Origin of the sequence: Pseudomonas sp. P9_35, from assembly GCF_034008205.1 — a bacterium.
Lineage (GTDB): Bacteria > Pseudomonadota > Gammaproteobacteria > Pseudomonadales > Pseudomonadaceae > Aquipseudomonas > Aquipseudomonas kilonensis.
On the sequence record NZ_CP125373.1, the window covers coordinates 5,460,782 to 5,476,780 of the forward strand.

Sequence of the window (15,999 nt, forward strand, 5' to 3'; positions counted from 1 at the left end):
CACTACAATCACCAGTGAACACGTAAATAATCATTTCGAGCAGATCATGCAGCGCGATGCCCTTCTGACGCAGGATGAACTGGATTTCATCCGAACCATGCAACACAACCCGCAACTGAACGAGCGGGATGTCACGTCGAGCTTGCTGGTAAACGGTGGGTCGCAGATCCGTGACTTGCTGACACGTCTGGCGGCAAATGAGCAGGTTACGCTGCAAGCCAATTTCGAAAACCAGCAAATGACCTTTCCGCTGCATCTGGTGGAAGACGAATTCCATGCGATGCACCTGCGCTTGGGTGTACCGAGCATCTACGAGGACGGACCGAAGATACGCCCATGGCGTCTGGCGCTCGAAGAGCCGGTGGCGCTGGAAAATATCAAGGGTCAGCCGGGACCGCTGTGGGTCCACGAAGTCTCCTGCAAAGGCGTATTGCTGGAAAACCGCAGTCGGACCAAACCGCCGAAGCAGTTTGCCTTGTGGTTCAGCCCATCAGGCTACGAGAGAATTTCCTTGCGAGGAACCTTCGAACGGGAAACCGATCGCGGCCTGTTTGCCTACCACCTGAGCCAGAATGACCAGGACGAGACGGAGCGCCTGCGCCAGTACATCCTGCAGCAACATCGCCTGACCCATCCCTCCATGCATCTCTAGGTGTCGAGGTTGCCTGCCAGAAATTGACGCAGGCGCTGGCGCATCACCGCTCCTTCATTGCCCAGGCAACCGATCGACGATCCAACCAGGCTCTCCTGTGCCAGATCGGATGCATCACCGGCCAGCATCAACGGGCAATCCAGGCTCATTGCCAACTTCCCCAAGCGTTTAGGTAAATCGACCGCTGGCGCATGATTGGAAACCAGCACCAATGCCACCGGTTGGACCTTCTGGCACACCAGGGTCAATTCCTCGAACGGCAGGCCGATCGACAACAGCCTGACGCCCACTTCCTCCTTGGACAGGAACAGCGCCGTGACCAGCAACTCCAGTTCATGGCAATGATCGGCAATCGCGCAGACCAGGACACGCGGCGACGCACCTTCGCGCTTGAGCAAGAGCCGCTGGGCGATGCGCGAACGCAGGAAACCATCAAGAAACACCCATTCGCTGGCTTGCCCGAACGTCTGCTGGCGCTGCAATAGCTGTCGCCAAAGCGGCATCAGGATTTCCTGGAATACGATCGGCACGGTGTAGGTGGAAAAGACCTGCCCGTAGACGCGATCCAGTTCTACATCGTCAAAATTGCTAACCGCGTCCGCCACCTGTTGTTGCCAGCGGGCGTGATCGGTCCTGACCAGATCGGATGAGATCAGCGTGGAGACCGGTTGCACCGACTCGGTCTTCGCCAGGATCTTTCCCACTTTGCTGACGGCCACCCCGCGCTCGAGCCAGGCCAGGATGCTGCGCACCTTTTCGATATCGCTCAACGAGTACAGGCGATGCCCGCTTTCGGTGCGGGTAGGCTGGATCAGACCGTAGCGCCGCTCCCAGGCACGCAGGGTCACGGGGTTAACGCCGGTCATGCGCGCGACTTCGCGAATGGGAAACAGGTCCTCCCGCTTCAACGCACCTGATCCCTGGAAAACGAAGCCATCCTCGGTGATTACACTCATTTTGGCAGACAATTCCGGCTGGCAAATTGGACCCTAGTTTACCCCTCCCAGGACATGTCATGACAAGAATAAACGTACTCGATGTGCGGTTTTGTTGTTTTATGCGCAATCGGGAATAATTCTTGCCTGTTTTTTGGCGACCAGACGCTACCCACCACCCCGGGGCGTCCCCCGCGAACCTCCTACCCGGAGTACCGCGCCTGTCTTACGGAGATACATAATGTCTACCTCACCCGTCACCCTGATGGTTGCCCGCCGCGTTGCCAATGGACGTTATCAGGACCTGATCGCCTGGTTGCGCGAAGGCGAACAACTGGCAACCGACTTTCCCGGCTACCTGGGTTCCGGCGTGCTCGCTCCACCGCCCGAGGACGATGAATTCCAGATCATCTTCCGTTTTGCCGACGAGCAAACGCTGCACGCCTGGGAACACTCTGCTTCTCGCATGGCCTGGCTGGGACGGGGCAGTGATCTGTTTGCCCATCCCTCCGAACATCGGGTGCGTGGCATCGATGGCTGGTTCGGTGCGGTCGGCCAGCGTCCGCCCCGTTGGAAACAGGCAGTGGCCATCTGGCTGGCGTTCTTTCCCGTGTCGCTGTTGTTCAATTTCCTGTTGGGGCCGCTGCTGGGCGAACTGGGCCTGTTGAACCGGGTGTTCATCAGCACGCTGATCCTGACGCCACTGATGGTCTACCTGTTTATCCCGATGTCGACCCATCTGCTGGCGAACTGGCTCAACGGCGCGCCACAGCGGACGTTGCCGGCTACGCAGAATCATTGATGTCGCCAGCCTGCGCATTGATCCGTGTGGGAGCCCCAAACCTGTGGGAGCGAGCTTGCTCGCGATGAGGCCGGTACATCCACACCAAGTGTTGCCCGTCAGTCCGCTATCGCGAGCAAGCTCGCTCCCACAGGGGAACTCTGGATTCACCTTTGGACATAGGACGCGCACCGCGTCGCTGTTATAGTTTTGCTCTTGCCGTGAACCGAGCCGTCCTATGTCCAGCGCCATCGCCCCGATCCTGATCACTGGCGCAGCCCAGCGCGTCGGCCTGCATTGTGCCCGGCGATTGCTGGAAGACGGGCAACCGGTGATCGCGACCTATCGCACCGAACGCCCTGGCGTGCAGACGCTGCGGGACCTGGGGGCGGTGGTGCTGTTTGCCGACTTCTCCAGCGAAGCGGGGATCCTGGCCTTTATCGAACAACTCAAGCAGCACACCGACCGGCTGCGGGCCATCGTGCACAACGCCTCGGCCTGGTTGGCCGAAGAGCCCGGCAGCGAAGCGACGGCCTTCAACGCCATGTTCGGCGTGCACATGCTTGCGCCTTACCTGATCAACCTGCACGGCGCCGAGCTGCTGCAGCGTTCAACCCCGGCGGATATCGTGCACATCAGCGATGACGTGACCCGCAAGGGCAGCGCCCGGCATATCGCCTATTGCGCCACCAAGGCTGGCCTGGAAAGCCTGACCCTGTCGTTCGCGGCGAAGTTCGCCCCGGCGATCAAGGTCAACGGCATCGCCCCGGCCCTGCTACTGTTCAACCCCGAGGACGACGCGGCTTACCGCGCCAAGGCCCTGGCCAAGTCCGCGCTGGGCATCGAACCCGGCAGCGAAGTGATCTACCAGAGCCTGCGTTATCTGCTGGATAACCCTTATGTCACCGGCACGACCCTGACCGTCAACGGCGGGCGGCACGTCAAATAGCCTTGTTTCGAGGATGCACCATGACGCTATCCCTGCCCCAGAACTACCGAGAGATCCTTATAGGCCTGGGGGAAAACCCCGAGCGCGAAGGTCTGCTCGATACCCCGGTCCGTGCCGCCAAGGCCATGCAGTACCTCTGCCATGGTTATGAACAAAGCGTCGAGCAGATCGTCAACGGCGCGCTGTTCGCCTCTGACAGCGATGAAATGGTGATCGTCGCCGACATCGAGCTCTATTCACTCTGCGAACATCACCTGTTGCCCTTCATCGGCAAGGCCCATGTGGCTTATATTCCTACGGGCAAGGTCCTGGGGCTGTCGAAGATCGCCCGATTGGTGGACATGTTCGCCCGCCGCCTGCAAATCCAGGAGAACCTGACCCGGCAAATCGCCGACGCGGTGCAGCAGGTCACCCAGGCCGCCGGCGTGGCGGTGGTGATCGAGGCCCAGCACATGTGCATGATGATGCGCGGTGTCGAAAAACAGAACTCGACCATGAACACCTCGGTGATGCTCGGCGCCTTTCGCGATTCCAGCACCACGCGCCAGGAGTTCCTGCAATTGATTCGACGGAGCAATTAAATGCCACAACTTCAGCCATCCATGGCACGCATCAAGGTCAAGGACCTGCGCCTGCGCACCTTCATCGGCATCAACGAGGATGAAATCCTCAACAAGCAGGATGTGTTGATCAACCTGACCATCCTCTACGCTGCCCAGGAAGCGGTGCGCGACAACGACATCGACCACGCGCTGAACTACCGCACCATCACCAAGGCGATCATTGCCCACGTGGAAGGCAACCGCTTCGCCCTGCTCGAACGTCTGACCCAGGAATTGCTCGACCTGGTCATGGCCAACGAATCGGTGCTGTACGCCGAAGTCGAAGTCGACAAACCCCACGCCTTGCGATTTGCCGAGTCGGTGTCGATTACCCTTGCGGCAAGCCGGGCGGCTTCGTAGCCGCTACTGGCTTCAAGCGGTAAACTTCAAGCCTGATCAACGCCATCCAATTTGCAGCTTGAAGCTCGCCGCTTGCAGCTGCCCGTCAGGGAACACCATGAACGACCAACAACGCCTCGAACTCGAAGCCGCCGCTTTCCGTCGGCTGGTTGCCCACCTGGACAGCCGCAAGGATGTGCAGAACATCGACCTGATGAACCTCGCCGGCTTCTGCCGCAACTGCCTGTCCAAGTGGTACAAGGCCGCCGCCGATGAACGCCAGGTCGAGGTCAGCCTCGACGACGCCCGCGAAGTGGTCTACGGCATGCCGTACGCCGAGTGGAAAGCCCAATACCAGAAAGAAGCCAGCGCCGAACAACAGGCGGCGTTCGCCAAAGGAAAACCCGATGCCTGATCTCAATACCCTGCGTACCCGTCTCAAGAGCGGCGAACATGCCTTCGCCGACACCCTGGCCTTTATCGCCGCCGGTTACGACTACCAGCCCCAGGCCTTCGACAACGGTGGCGTGCACAACGCCGCCGGGCAGAACGAAGGTTCGTGCAAGACCCTGGGCCTGGCGCTGCTCGAAGGCTTGAGCGATGAAGAAGCGCTGCTGGCGTTTGGCGAACATTACCGTTCGGTGCTGGCCACGCCCGAAGGCAGCGATCACGGCAATATCCGCGCGCTGATGGCCCATGGGCTGGCCGGTGTGACGTTCGAGGCACAGCCGCTGCAGCGGCGCTGATCGTCCCGCTTTTGTGGCGAGGGCTCCCGCAGGACTCTGTAGGAGCTGGCGAAGCCTGCGATCTTTTGATCTTTCACTTGAGACTCAAGTGTACGGGCAAAGATCGCAGCCTCGCTTCGCTCGACAGCTCCTACAAGCCCAGCGGGAGCAACCTCCCTCGCCACGGGTTGCCCCCCCAAGTAAGCGGCACCTCACCACATCCCGACTTTTAAGATTGACCCGGCAACTTTATTTCGTTTGCCGGGCCCCTCTGCTCGCGGCTTAGATAACGGAAATTTCTCCATCGTCCGGGCCGTCATCCATGAGCAGCGAAACCATCAGCCAATCGATCTCCATCGTGCACCCCGTCAGCCTCAGCCACGGCAAGAATGCCGAGGTCTGGGACACCGACGGTAAACGCTACATCGATTTCGTCGGCGGCATCGGTGTGTTGAACCTCGGCCATTGCCATCCGCGCATTGTCGAGGCGATCCGTGAACAGGCCACCCGGCTGACGCACTACGCATTCAATGCCGCGCCCCACGCCCCCTACATTGAATTGATGGAGCGCCTGGCGGCGTTTGTCCCGGTGGATTATCCGGTCAGCGGCATGCTCACCAACAGCGGCGCCGAGGCAGCGGAGAACGCCTTGAAGATCGTACGCGGCGCCACGGGCCGTACCGCCGTGATTGCGTTTGATGGCGCCTTTCACGGCCGCACCCTGGCGACCCTCAACCTCAACGGCAAGGTCGCGCCTTACAAGCAGAAAGTCGGCGTACTGCCCGGGCCGGTGTATCACCTGCCGTACCCCAGCAAGGACAACGGCGTCACCGGCGAAGAAGCCTTGAAGGCCATGGAGCGGCTGTTCAGCGTCGAGATCGACGTGAATGACGTGGCCTGTTTCATTGTCGAACCGGTGCAGGGCGAAGCCGGTTTCCTGGCGATGGATGTGCCCTTCGCCCAGGCTCTGCGGCAGTTCTGCGACGACAAGGGCATTGTGCTGATCGTCGATGAGATCCAGTCCGGCTTCGGCCGCACCGGCCAGCGCTTTGCCTTCCCACGGCTCGGCATCGAGCCTGACTTGGTCCTGCTCGGCAAAAGCATCGCCGGCGGCGTGCCCTTGGGCGCGGTGGTGGGACGCAAGGCGCTGCTGGACAACCTGCCCAAGGGCGGCCTCGGTGGCACCTACTCGGGCAACCCCATCGCCTGCGCCGCCGCCCTGTCGACCCTGGATGAAATGACCGACGCCAACCTGCATGCCTGGGGCTCGCAACAGGAGGAGGCGATCGTCAGCCGCTACCAATCCTGGCGCAACCGTGGGCTGACGCCCTACCTGGGCCGCCTGACCGGCGTCGGCGCGATGCGCGGCATCGAGCTGACCCACGCCGACGGCACCCCGGCCTCGGCACAACTGACGCAACTGCTGGCCCTGGCGCGGGAATCGGGCTTGCTGCTGATGCCCAGCGGAAAATCGCGGCACATCATTCGGCTGCTGGCGCCGTTGACGACCGAGCCGGCAGTGCTGGAGGAAGGCTTGGATATCCTGGAGGCGTGCTTGGCGAAGCTGGCCTGAACACGGTCCTCTTGACCACACAGAACCCTGTGGGAGCGAGCTTGCTCGCGATAGCGTCAGGTCAGCCAACATCGATGTTGACTGATACACCGCCATCGCGAGCAAGCTCGCTCCCACAGGGGGCACCGGCAGGTATCCAGGCATTAAAAAACCGGCCGAAGCCGGTTTTTTTGTGCCCGCTGAATCAGAACGAAGCGTTCTGCAGGCCATCCAGGTAGCGCTCGGTGTCCAGGGCTGCCATGCAACCGGCACCGGCCGAGGTGATCGCCTGGCGGTAGACGTGGTCGGCCACGTCGCCGGCCGCGAAGATACCTTCGACGCTGGTGGCAGTGGCGTTGCCGTCGCGGCCGCCCTTGACCACCAGGTAGCCGTCCTTGAGTTCCAGCTGGCCTTCGAACAGCGAGGTGTTCGGGGTGTGGCCGATGGCGATGAAGACGCCGTCAACCTTGATCTCGTCAAAGCTGCCGTCGTTATTCTTCAAGCGGGCACCGGTCACGCCCATGTTGTCGCCCAGCACTTCGTCCAGGGTCGCGTTGAGCTTGAGGATGATCTTGCCTTCGGCGACGCGGGCATTGAGCTTGTCGATCAGGATCTTCTCGGCGCGGAAAGTCTCGCGACGGTGGATCAGGGTGACCGTGCTGGCGATGTTGGCCAGGTACAGCGCTTCTTCAACGGCGGTGTTACCACCACCGACCACTGCCACAGGCTTGTTGCGGTAGAAGAAACCGTCGCAGGTGGCGCAGGCGGAAACACCTTTGCCCATGAAGGCTTCTTCCGACGGCAGGCCCAGGTAACGAGCGCTGGCGCCGGTGGCGATGATCAGGGCATCGCAGGTGTAGGTCGCGCTGTCGCCGGTCAGGGTGTAGGGCTTGGCGGCGAAATCCACGGCATTGATGTGGTCGAAAACGATCTCGGTCTCGAAGCGCTCGGCGTGTTCCTTCATGCGCTCCATCAAGGCCGGGCCGGTCAGGCCGTGGACGTCGCCCGGCCAGTTGTCGACTTCGGTGGTGGTGGTCAATTGACCGCCGGCCTGCATGCCGGTGATCAGCAGTGGCTTGAGGTTGGCACGGGCCGCATAAACCGCAGCGCTGTAACCGGCAGGGCCGGAACCGAGAATAATCACTCGCGAATGACGCACTTCAGACATGACCTGCTCCTGTTGACCGGACCTTGCGGGCCGGAACGCCGGGTGAGCGGCGCGAATAAAAAAGGACCGTTGACGCACTTGGGGAAGGCTTGGGTTCGACAGTCCTGGAAAAGAATGGGTGCAGCGTATCGAGGGAGCGAAGATTAAGGAAATACGGTTTAACAATCCAGCTCATAGGTGAGCTCTATCCCCAGCGGTCCTTTCAATAGGCGCCTTCGCCTCAAGAAACGTTGTTACACGCCATGTCGCCGCTTTCCCGGGCGAGGCAAAGCCGGTAAGGTCGGCGCGTTCACCTTCGCTCGGAGCCACCTATGCCCGCCCCCGTCCTGTCCGGCCCGCAATATTTGCGAGAGGGTCTCAAGCTGGTCTTGAGCCCGGGCCTGCGCTTGTTTGTACTCTTGCCCCTGGCGATCAACCTGGTGCTGTTCGTCGGCTTGATTTACCTGGCCGGCCACCAGTTCAGCCTGTGGGTCGATACGCTGATGCCGTCGCTGCCAGACTGGCTCAGTTTCCTCAGCTATGTCCTCTGGCCGCTGTTCGTGGTGCTCGTCGTGCTGATGGTGTTCTTCACCTTCACCATGCTCGCCAACATCATCGCTGCACCGTTCAACGGCTTTCTCGCGGAAAAAGTCGAAGTGGTCATCCGTGGTACCGACGACTTCCCGGCCTTCAGTTGGGCCGAGTTGATCGCCATGATCCCGCGGACCCTCGGCCGGGAAGCGCGCAAGCTCGGCTATTTCCTGCCCCGCGCCCTGGGGCTGTTCGTGCTGTCGTTCATCCCCGTGGTCAACCTGGTGGCGGCACCACTGTGGCTGCTGTTCGGCGTGTGGATGATGGCGATCCAGTACATCGACTATCCGGCGGACAACCACAAGCTGGGCTGGAACGAAATGCTCGCCTGGCTGCGGGAAAAACGCTGGCAGAGCCTGGGCTTTGGCGGCAGCGTGTACCTGGTGCTGCTGATCCCGGTGGTGAACATCCTGATGATGCCGGCAGCGGTGGCCGGCGCGACGTTGTTCTGGGTCCGTGAGCAAGGCGCCGAGACCGCGCTGGCCCGCCAGGGCTGAGCCAGTCACAAATCCATCATCCTGGCGTCACAATGACGAAATGGCCCCGGTCGACACTGGGGTCATGACCACACCTCTGCACATTACCCTGATCACCGAAACCTTCCCGCCGGAAATCAATGGCGTGGCCAATACCCTGGGCCGCCTGTACGACGGCCTGCGCGCCCGCGGGCATCAGGTCGAGCTGATACGGCCGCGCCAGGTCGACGACCAACGCCAGGCCAGTGACGAGCAGTTGCTGCTGTGCCGGGGCTGGCCGCTGCCGGGCTATCCGGGTTTGCAGTGGGGCCAGGCGTCGATGCACAAACTGCTCAGGCGCTGGAAACGCCATCGTCCGGACGTGCTGTACATCGCCACCGAAGGGCCGCTGGGTTTGTCGGCGCTGCGGGCGGCACGGCGCCTGGGCATCTCGGTGGTCAGTGGTTTCCACACCAATTTCCAGCAATACACCCAACAGTACGGCCTCGGGCTGTTGAGTCGAGTGCTCACCCATTACCTGCGCTGGTTTCACAACCGCTCCAGCCTGACCCTGGTGCCCAGCCTCAGCCAGCGCCTGGAACTGGAGCGCCGACATTTCGAGCGCGTGGCGCTGCTGTCGCGCGGCGTGGACAGCCAACTGTTTCATCCGGTCAAGCGCTCGGCGAGCCTGCGTGAGGCGTGGGGCCTGGGCGACGATGACATCGCCGTGATCCACGTCGGACGCCTGGCTCCGGAGAAAAACCTCGGCCTGCTCAAGCGCAGTTTCGCCACGCTGTGCAGTGCTTTCCCAGGGCGACGGATGAAACTGGTGGTGATCGGCGACGGCCCGCAGCGGTCCGCGCTGGAGCAGGAGTTGCCCGAAGCGATCTTTTGCGGCCCGCAACGCGGCGAGGCGCTGGCCAGTCATTATGCGTCCGGGGATGTGTTTGTCTTTCCGAGCCTGACCGAAACCTTCGGCAATGTGGTGCTGGAGGCGCTGGCGTCCGGGCTGGGCGTGGTGGCCTACGACCAGGCCGCGGCGGCCCAACATATTCGCCACGGCTATAACGGCGTGCTGGCGATGCCGGGGGATGAGGAGGCGTTCTGCGATGCGGCCCGTTGGCTGCTGGAGAAGCGCGAGACTTTGCGTTGCGTGCGGCTCAATGCGCGCCAGCATGCCAGCCGTCAGGGTTGGGCGTCGGTGATCGAGCAGTTCGAGGCGCAGTTGCGCGGGGTTTGTGTGGGTGAGCAGGTGATGCCTGCTGCGCCGACAGTGCGCTGAATCTTCAGTGAAGCTGAGGCCGCCATCGCGAGCAAGCTCGCTCCCACATTCGGTCCCCAGGGAACACATATCTTGTGTTCACCCTAGATCCACTGTGGGAGCGAGCTTGCTCGCGATGGCGTCGGATCAGGCCCCGCTTAAACCAGGGTCATCAACGCCTCGCGACTGAACGGCAAGATCTCCTGCTCCCGACCTTCACGGACTTTCTGCGCCCAGTCCGGATCCACCAGCAGCGCACGCCCCACCGCCACCAGGTCGAACTCGTCGTTGTTCAGGCGCTCCAGCAGTTTTTCCAGGCTGGCCGGTTGCGCGATTTTGTCGGTGTTGACCATGAACTGCAGGAACTCGCCGTCCAGGCCGACGCTGCCGACGGTGATGGTGGGCTTGCCGGTGAGCTTGCGGGTCCAGCCGGCCAGGTTCAGCTCGGAGCCTTCGAACTCCGGCTCCCAGAAGCGCCGTGTCGAGCAGTGGAAAATATCCACGCCCGCCTCGGACAATGGCTTGAGGAATTCGCCCAGGGCTTCAGGGGTCTGCACCAGACGCGCGGTGTAGTCCTGCTGTTTCCATTGGGAGAAGCGGAAAATGATCGGGAAACCCTCGCCCACCGCCGCGCGCACGGCACGAATCAATTCGATCGCAAAGCGCGAACGATTGACCAGGCTGCCTCCGTAACCGTCGGTGCGCTGGTTGCTGCCTTCCCAGAAGAACTGGTCCACCAGGTAGCCGTGGGCGCCGTGGATTTCCACTCCGTCCATGCCGATGCTTTGCGCGTCTTTTGCCGCCTGGGCGAACGCGGCGATAACCTCGTCAATGTCCGCCTGGGTCATGCCGTGGACCACCACCTGGCCGTCCTTGAGCTTTTCGGTCGGGCCATAGCCCGGCACGCTGGCGTCCGGCTCGGTGCCGATGCGTCGCACACTGCCCACATGCCACAGTTGTGGAACGATCTTGCCGCCTTCGGCGTGTACCGCATCAACCACTTTTTTCCAGCCGGCCAACGCGGCGTCGCCATAGAAATGCGGCACGTTCGGGTAGCCGTTGGAAGCCTTGTGCCCCACCGTCGTGCCCTCGGTGATGATCAGGCCGACCCCGGCCGCCGCGCGGCGACGGTAATACTCGATGACCTTGGCATTGGGCACGCCGCCCGGCGAAAAGGAACGGGTCATCGGCGCCATCACCACCCGGGTCGGCAACTCGAACGCGCCGAGGTGGAAAGGTTTGAACAGGGCTTTTGCAGGCATGAGGCACTCCACGGAACGAAGTCACAGGTCGGATATGACGACGATAATATGGAGCATGGTAAGCGCTGGGTAGCACTATTGATTTGAATGATTAAGGATCAAAAGGACGCAGCGAGTATCACCGCCTTCGACTCGCTCAAGCGCATCCCTTGTGGCGAGAGAGCTTGCTCCCTAGCCACAAGAGATCATCATTATGGCTGCAACTTTTGAGGATCAGCCCAGCGCTTTTTCGATCGCCTGGATCACGGCAGGATCATCCGGCGCCGTGCGCGGCGAGAAACGCGCCAGCACCCGCCCGTCCTTGCCGAGCAGGAATTTTTCGAAGTTCCAGGTAATGTCTCCGGGAAACTCGGCCCCCTCGCCCGCCAGCAGGCGGTACAACTGGTGACGATCATGGCCGTTCACGTCCAGCTTGCTGGACAGCGGGAATGTCACGCCGTAGTTGAGGCTGCAAAAATCCTGGATTTCCTGCTCGGTCCCCGGCTCTTGCCCGGCGAACTGATTGCAGGGCAGGCCCAGCACGCTGAAACCCTTGGCCTTGTATTGCTGATAGAGATTTTCCAGCGCCGCGTATTGAGGCGTCAGGCCACATTTGGAGGCGACGTTGACCACCAGCACGACTTGCCCCTTGAACGGCGCCAGAGCAAGCTCCTGACCATCCAGGGCTTTGAGTTTAAGGTCGTGGAAAGCACTCATGACGAACTCCAGGTTTGCGGATCTTTTCGAAACAGCCATGGGTGATGCTAACAGCAACCGACTAAAAAGGCGCCGTATGGCGCCTTTCCAGTTCACTGGTCATTTGAGCGTAGCGCACAAATCAGTGGTGATGGCCGCCTTCGCCATGGACGTGACCATGGGCAATTTCTTCCTGGCTGGCGTCACGGATATCGACGATCTTGACTTGGAAGTTCAAGCGCTGGCCGGCCAACGGGTGGTTGCCGTCAACGGTGACGTCATCGCCTTCCAGGTCGCGGATGGTGACGATCTGCATCTGGCCATCGGGCGCCGAGGCGTGGAACTGCATGCCCACTTCCAGCTCATCCACGCCTTCGAACATGCTGCGGCTCAAGGTGCTGACCAGCTCAGCGGAGTATTCACCGTAAGCGTCTTCCGGCTCAACGGCCACTTTCAGCTCGTCACCGACGGCTTTGCCCTCCAGGGCCTTTTCCAGACCCGGAATGATATTACCTGCGCCTTGCAGGTAGACCAGCGGAGCGCCGCCGGCAGAGCTGTCGATGACCTCACCAGCGTCATTGGTCAGGGTATAGTCGATGGAGACAGCCTTATTGGCGGCGATCAGCATGGGGCGAGACCTTTTGCATAAGAATGAAGAACGGACAAGTCTAAACAAGGATTTGCCCGAAAGCGAACGGAACCCGGACAAACGGGCTAGCTCGAACAGACCGACGGTCACCGGTTTCCATCAGGACGAGGACGGGCACTGGGTGGCCGAGCTGTCCTGTGGCCACACTCAACACCTGCGTCACCAGCCACCGTGGCAGTCCCGGGCCTGGGTGCTGGACCCGGGGCAACGTATTGAAAAAATAGGCCAGCCCTTTGATTGCGGCTGGTGCGCTCAAGGCCCTGTTAGCGATAACCTTGGCGACTGAATTGTGGGTAGATGACCAGTCATAGGTCGCGCCATTGCCATGCTCCCTTAGAGAATCCGCATGCAAACTTTTTTTATCGCACCCACCGATTTTGGTGTGGGCCTGACCTCCATCAGCCTCGGGCTGGTGCGTACCCTTGAGCGGGCCGGACTGAAAGTCGGCTTTTTCAAACCCATTGCCCAACCTCACCCCGGCGACACCGGGCCGGAACGCTCCACCGAGTTGGTGGCCCGCACCCATGGCCTCAAGCCGCCGCAGCCCCTGGGCCTGGCGCACGTCGAGCGCATGCTCGGCGACGGCCAGCTCGATGAGCTGCTGGAAGAGATCATCACCCTTTACCAGCAGGCGGCCATCGGCAAGGACGTGCTGGTCGTCGAAGGCATGGTCCCGACCCGCAACGCCAGCTACGCCGCCCGGGTCAACCTGCACCTGGCCAAGAGCCTGGACGCCGAGGTCATCCTGGTGTCGGCGCCGGAAAACGAAGTGCTGACCGAACTGTCTGGCCGGGTAGAGCTGCAGGCGCAGTTGTTTGGCGGGCCGAAGGACCCGAAAGTTCTCGGGGTGATCCTGAACAAGGTCCGCACCGACGAAAGCATGGAGGCGTTTTCCGCACGGCTCAAGGAGCACTCGCCCTTGCTGCGCAGCGGCGATTTCCGCCTGCTCGGTTGCATCCCGTTTCGCCCCGAACTCAATGCCCCGCGCACCCGCGACGTGGCCGACCTGATGGGTGCGCAGGTGCTCAACGCCGGCGACTACGAAACCCGGCGCATGAGCAACATCATCATTTGCGCCCGCACCATGCGCAACACCGTGGAACTGCTCAAGCCCGGCGTGCTGGTGGTAACCCCCGGCGATCGCGACGACATCATCCTGGCCGTGAGCCTGGCAGCGATCAACGGCGTGCCGCTGGCCGGCTTGCTGCTGACCAGCGACACCCTGCCCGACCCGCGCATCATGGACTTGTGTCGCGGTGCCTTGCAGGCGGGGTTGCCTGTGCTGTCGGTGAGCACCGGCTCCTATGACACCGCCAACCTGCTCAACGGTTTGAACAAGGAAATCCCCATCGATGACCGCGAACGTGCGGAGATCATCACCGATTTTGTCGCCAGCCACCTGGACGCCAAGTGGCTGCACCAGCGCTGCGGCACGCCACGGGAAATGCGCCTGTCGCCAGCGGTGTTCCGCTATCAGTTGATCCAGCGCGCCCAGGCCGCCAACAAACGCATCGTGCTGCCCGAGGGCAGCGAACCGTTGACCGTCCAGGCCGCCGCCATTTGCCAGGCCCGGGGCATTGCCCGCTGTGTGTTGCTGGCAAAACCGGCCGACGTCGAAGCGGTGGCCCGCGCCCAAGGCATCGAACTGCCGCCGGGGCTGGAGATTCTCGACCCGGATTCGATTCGCGAACGCTACGTCGAACCCATGGTGAGGTTGCGCAAGAGCAAAAGCCTGAACGCGCCGATGGCCGAGCAGCAACTGGAAGACACCGTGGTCATCGGCACCATGATGCTGGCCCTGGATGAAGTGGACGGGCTGGTATCCGGCGTCATCCACTCCACCGCCAACACCATCCGTCCGGCGCTGCAACTGATCAAGACCGCGCCAGGATGCTCGCTGGTGTCCTCGGTGTTTTTCATGCTGTTTCCCGAAGAAGTGCTGGTCTACGGCGACTGCGTGATGAACCCGCACCCCAGCGCCGCGGAGCTGGCGGAAATCGCCCTGCAAAGTGCCGACTCGGCCGCGGCGTTCGGCATCACGCCGCGGGTGGCGATGCTCAGCTACTCCAGCGGTGAGTCGGCCAGTGGCGAAGAAGTGGAAAAAGTTCGCGAAGCCACTCTGCTGGCCCACGAGGCCCAGCACGGCCTGTTGATCGATGGTCCGTTGCAATACGACGCCGCCGCCAACGAAACCGTGGCACGGCAATTGGCGCCCAACAGCCAGGTGGCTGGCCGGGCGACGGTGTTCATCTTCCCGGACCTCAACACCGGCAACACCACCCACAAGGCCGTGCAGCGCAGCGCCGATTGCGTCAGCCTCGGGCCAATGCTGCAAGGCTTGCGCAAACCGGTGAATGACTTGCCGCGCGGCGCCCAGGTCGACGACATCGTGTACACCATCGCCCTGACCGCGATCCAAGCCGCCAACCGACCTTTGGACATTTAAATGCTGGACTTCCTGCCTGCCCCCTTGCGCGGCGTCATTGCCTCGCTGCTGTTGGCGCTGAACACCATCGCCTGCTGCACGCCGCTGTTCATCGTGGCGATCTTCAAGCTGTTGCTGCCCTTCCCCGCCGCCCAGCGCTTCACCAACTGGCTGATGGGCCACATCCACGAAGCCTGGATCAGCAACAACAAGGCCTGGATGAGCCTGCTGCGTCGTACCCGCTGGCACCTCAGCGGCCTGGAGGGCCTGGACTACCAGCATTCGTACCTGATCACCAGCAACCACCAGAGCTGGGTCGACATCATGGTGTTGCAGTACGTACTGAACCGACGCATCCGGCCGTTGAAGTTCTTCCTCAAGCAGGAACTGATCTGGGTGCCGGTGATCGGCCTGGCCTGGTGGGCGCTGGGCTTCCCGTTCATGAAACGCTACTCCAAGGCTTACCTGGAAAAGCATCCGGAAAAGAAAGGCAAGGACCTGGAAACCACCCGCAAGACCTGCGCGAAGTTTCGCGACAACCCCGTGGGTATTTTCAATTTCGTCGAAGGCACGCGTTTCACCGACGGCAAGCATGCCCAGCAGCAGTCACCGTTTCGTCACCTGCTCAAGCCCAAGGCTGGCGGCATCGCGTTTGTACTGGATGCCATGGGTGAGCAACTGGAGTCGATCATCAACGTGACCATTCATTATCCGGGCGGTCGTCCGGGGTATTGGGATTTGCTCTGCGGCAACGTTGGAGAGGTGGTGGTGCATTTCCAGGAACTGAAGATCCCAGCGCAGTTTATTGGCAAGAACTACGACCAGGACGGCGTGTATCGCCTGGAGTTCCAGGGCTGGATCAACCAGTTGTGGCAGGACAAGGATGCGTTGCTTGCGCAGATGCATCAGGAGTATCCCGCCAAGTCTTGAGGCGGCTGCACAGGCCTCATCGCGAGCAAGCTCGCTCCCACATTGGCTCCACCGCTGACCATTGTGGGA

At 61.6% G+C, this 15,999-nt stretch carries 18 protein-coding genes; 13 read left to right on the forward strand and 5 right to left on the reverse strand.

Annotated elements, in window-relative coordinates; all coding sequences use genetic code 11:
- Positions 1-46 precede the first annotated feature (46 nt).
- Entirely contained in the window at positions 47-652 is a 606-nt protein-coding gene (locus QMK47_RS24175) for a hypothetical protein (protein ID WP_018604184.1), read from the forward strand.
- Here QMK47_RS24175 and QMK47_RS24180 read toward each other — a convergent pair.
- A complete protein-coding gene (locus tag QMK47_RS24180) occupies positions 649-1,608 on the reverse strand; it encodes a MerR family transcriptional regulator (protein WP_258689341.1) in 960 nt (319 codons plus the stop codon). The genes QMK47_RS24175 and QMK47_RS24180 overlap by 4 nt on opposite strands.
- A 220-nt stretch (positions 1,609-1,828) precedes the next feature.
- Here QMK47_RS24180 and QMK47_RS24185 point away from each other — a divergent pair, with 220 nt between their 5' ends.
- From QMK47_RS24185 to QMK47_RS24215, 7 genes are all read left to right on the forward strand, one after another.
- Positions 1,829-2,389, forward strand: a complete 561-nt coding sequence (locus QMK47_RS24185; protein ID WP_258689342.1) for an antibiotic biosynthesis monooxygenase — start codon at positions 1,829-1,831, stop codon at positions 2,387-2,389.
- Positions 2,390-2,606: 217 nt separating this feature from the next.
- Positions 2,607-3,317 carry a dihydromonapterin reductase gene (gene folM, locus QMK47_RS24190; protein WP_253478071.1) on the forward strand — a complete coding sequence of 237 codons (711 nt, stop codon included), beginning with the start codon at positions 2,607-2,609 and terminating at the stop codon, positions 3,315-3,317.
- Positions 3,318-3,337: 20 nt separating this feature from the next.
- Positions 3,338-3,898 (forward strand): GTP cyclohydrolase I FolE, encoded by a 561-nt coding sequence (gene folE, locus QMK47_RS24195; RefSeq protein WP_003205453.1) that lies wholly within the window; start codon positions 3,338-3,340, stop codon positions 3,896-3,898.
- On the forward strand, positions 3,899-4,279 hold the full coding sequence (gene folX / locus QMK47_RS24200; RefSeq protein WP_214512482.1) for a dihydroneopterin triphosphate 2'-epimerase: 381 nt from the start codon (positions 3,899-3,901) through the stop codon (positions 4,277-4,279). It begins immediately after the preceding gene.
- Positions 4,280-4,376: 97 nt separating this feature from the next.
- Entirely contained in the window at positions 4,377-4,673 is a 297-nt protein-coding gene (locus QMK47_RS24205) for a DUF1244 domain-containing protein (protein WP_003205454.1), read from the forward strand.
- On the forward strand, positions 4,666-5,004 hold the full coding sequence (locus QMK47_RS24210) for a HopJ type III effector protein (RefSeq protein WP_253478074.1): 339 nt from the start codon (positions 4,666-4,668) through the stop codon (positions 5,002-5,004). Before QMK47_RS24205 ends, QMK47_RS24210 begins: the two co-directional genes overlap by 8 nt.
- Positions 5,005-5,305: 301 nt before the next feature.
- Entirely contained in the window at positions 5,306-6,556 is a 1,251-nt protein-coding gene (locus tag QMK47_RS24215; RefSeq protein ID WP_253478077.1) for an aspartate aminotransferase family protein, read from the forward strand.
- 184 nt (positions 6,557-6,740) lie between these two features.
- Here the strand turns inward: QMK47_RS24215 and trxB are convergent, their stop codons facing one another.
- Positions 6,741-7,703 (reverse strand): thioredoxin-disulfide reductase, encoded by a 963-nt coding sequence (trxB, locus tag QMK47_RS24225; RefSeq protein ID WP_003205459.1) that lies wholly within the window; start codon positions 7,701-7,703, stop codon positions 6,741-6,743.
- Between the two features lie 311 nt (positions 7,704-8,014).
- Here trxB and cysZ point away from each other — a divergent pair, with 311 nt between their 5' ends.
- Positions 8,015-8,770: a sulfate transporter CysZ gene (cysZ, locus tag QMK47_RS24230; protein WP_214512479.1), complete on the forward strand. Its 756-nt coding sequence runs from the start codon at positions 8,015-8,017 to the stop codon at positions 8,768-8,770.
- A 40-nt stretch (positions 8,771-8,810) separates the two neighbouring features.
- Positions 8,811-10,010, forward strand: a complete 1,200-nt coding sequence (locus QMK47_RS24235) for a glycosyltransferase family 4 protein (protein ID WP_253478080.1) — start codon at positions 8,811-8,813, stop codon at positions 10,008-10,010.
- A 137-nt stretch (positions 10,011-10,147) separates the two neighbouring features.
- Here QMK47_RS24235 and QMK47_RS24240 read toward each other — a convergent pair whose 3' ends face one another.
- The 3 genes from QMK47_RS24240 to QMK47_RS24250 form a co-directional block, all read right to left on the reverse strand.
- Complete coding sequence (locus QMK47_RS24240; protein WP_320389429.1) at positions 10,148-11,251, reverse strand: NADH:flavin oxidoreductase; 1,104 nt, start codon at positions 11,249-11,251, stop codon at positions 10,148-10,150.
- A 213-nt stretch (positions 11,252-11,464) separates the two neighbouring features.
- Positions 11,465-11,947 (reverse strand): glutathione peroxidase, encoded by a 483-nt coding sequence (locus tag QMK47_RS24245; RefSeq protein ID WP_018612606.1) that lies wholly within the window; start codon positions 11,945-11,947, stop codon positions 11,465-11,467.
- A 121-nt stretch (positions 11,948-12,068) separates the two neighbouring features.
- A complete protein-coding gene (locus QMK47_RS24250) occupies positions 12,069-12,554 on the reverse strand; it encodes an FKBP-type peptidyl-prolyl cis-trans isomerase (RefSeq protein ID WP_018612607.1) in 486 nt (161 codons plus the stop codon).
- Between QMK47_RS24250 and QMK47_RS24255 the strand changes: the two genes are divergently transcribed.
- From QMK47_RS24255 to QMK47_RS24265, 3 genes are read left to right on the forward strand one after another with little or no spacing between them, the layout of a single operon-like run.
- Complete coding sequence (locus QMK47_RS24255; RefSeq protein WP_018612608.1) at positions 12,523-12,861, forward strand: DUF3565 domain-containing protein; 339 nt, start codon at positions 12,523-12,525, stop codon at positions 12,859-12,861. The two genes, QMK47_RS24250 and QMK47_RS24255, sit on opposite strands and share 32 nt — an antisense overlap.
- Before the next feature lie 60 nt (positions 12,862-12,921).
- Positions 12,922-15,021: a phosphate acetyltransferase gene (gene pta / locus QMK47_RS24260; RefSeq protein WP_214512476.1), complete on the forward strand. Its 2,100-nt coding sequence runs from the start codon at positions 12,922-12,924 to the stop codon at positions 15,019-15,021.
- Positions 15,022-15,930 (forward strand): acyltransferase, encoded by a 909-nt coding sequence (locus QMK47_RS24265; protein WP_320389430.1) that lies wholly within the window; start codon positions 15,022-15,024, stop codon positions 15,928-15,930.
- Positions 15,931-15,999: the final 69 nt, after the last annotated feature.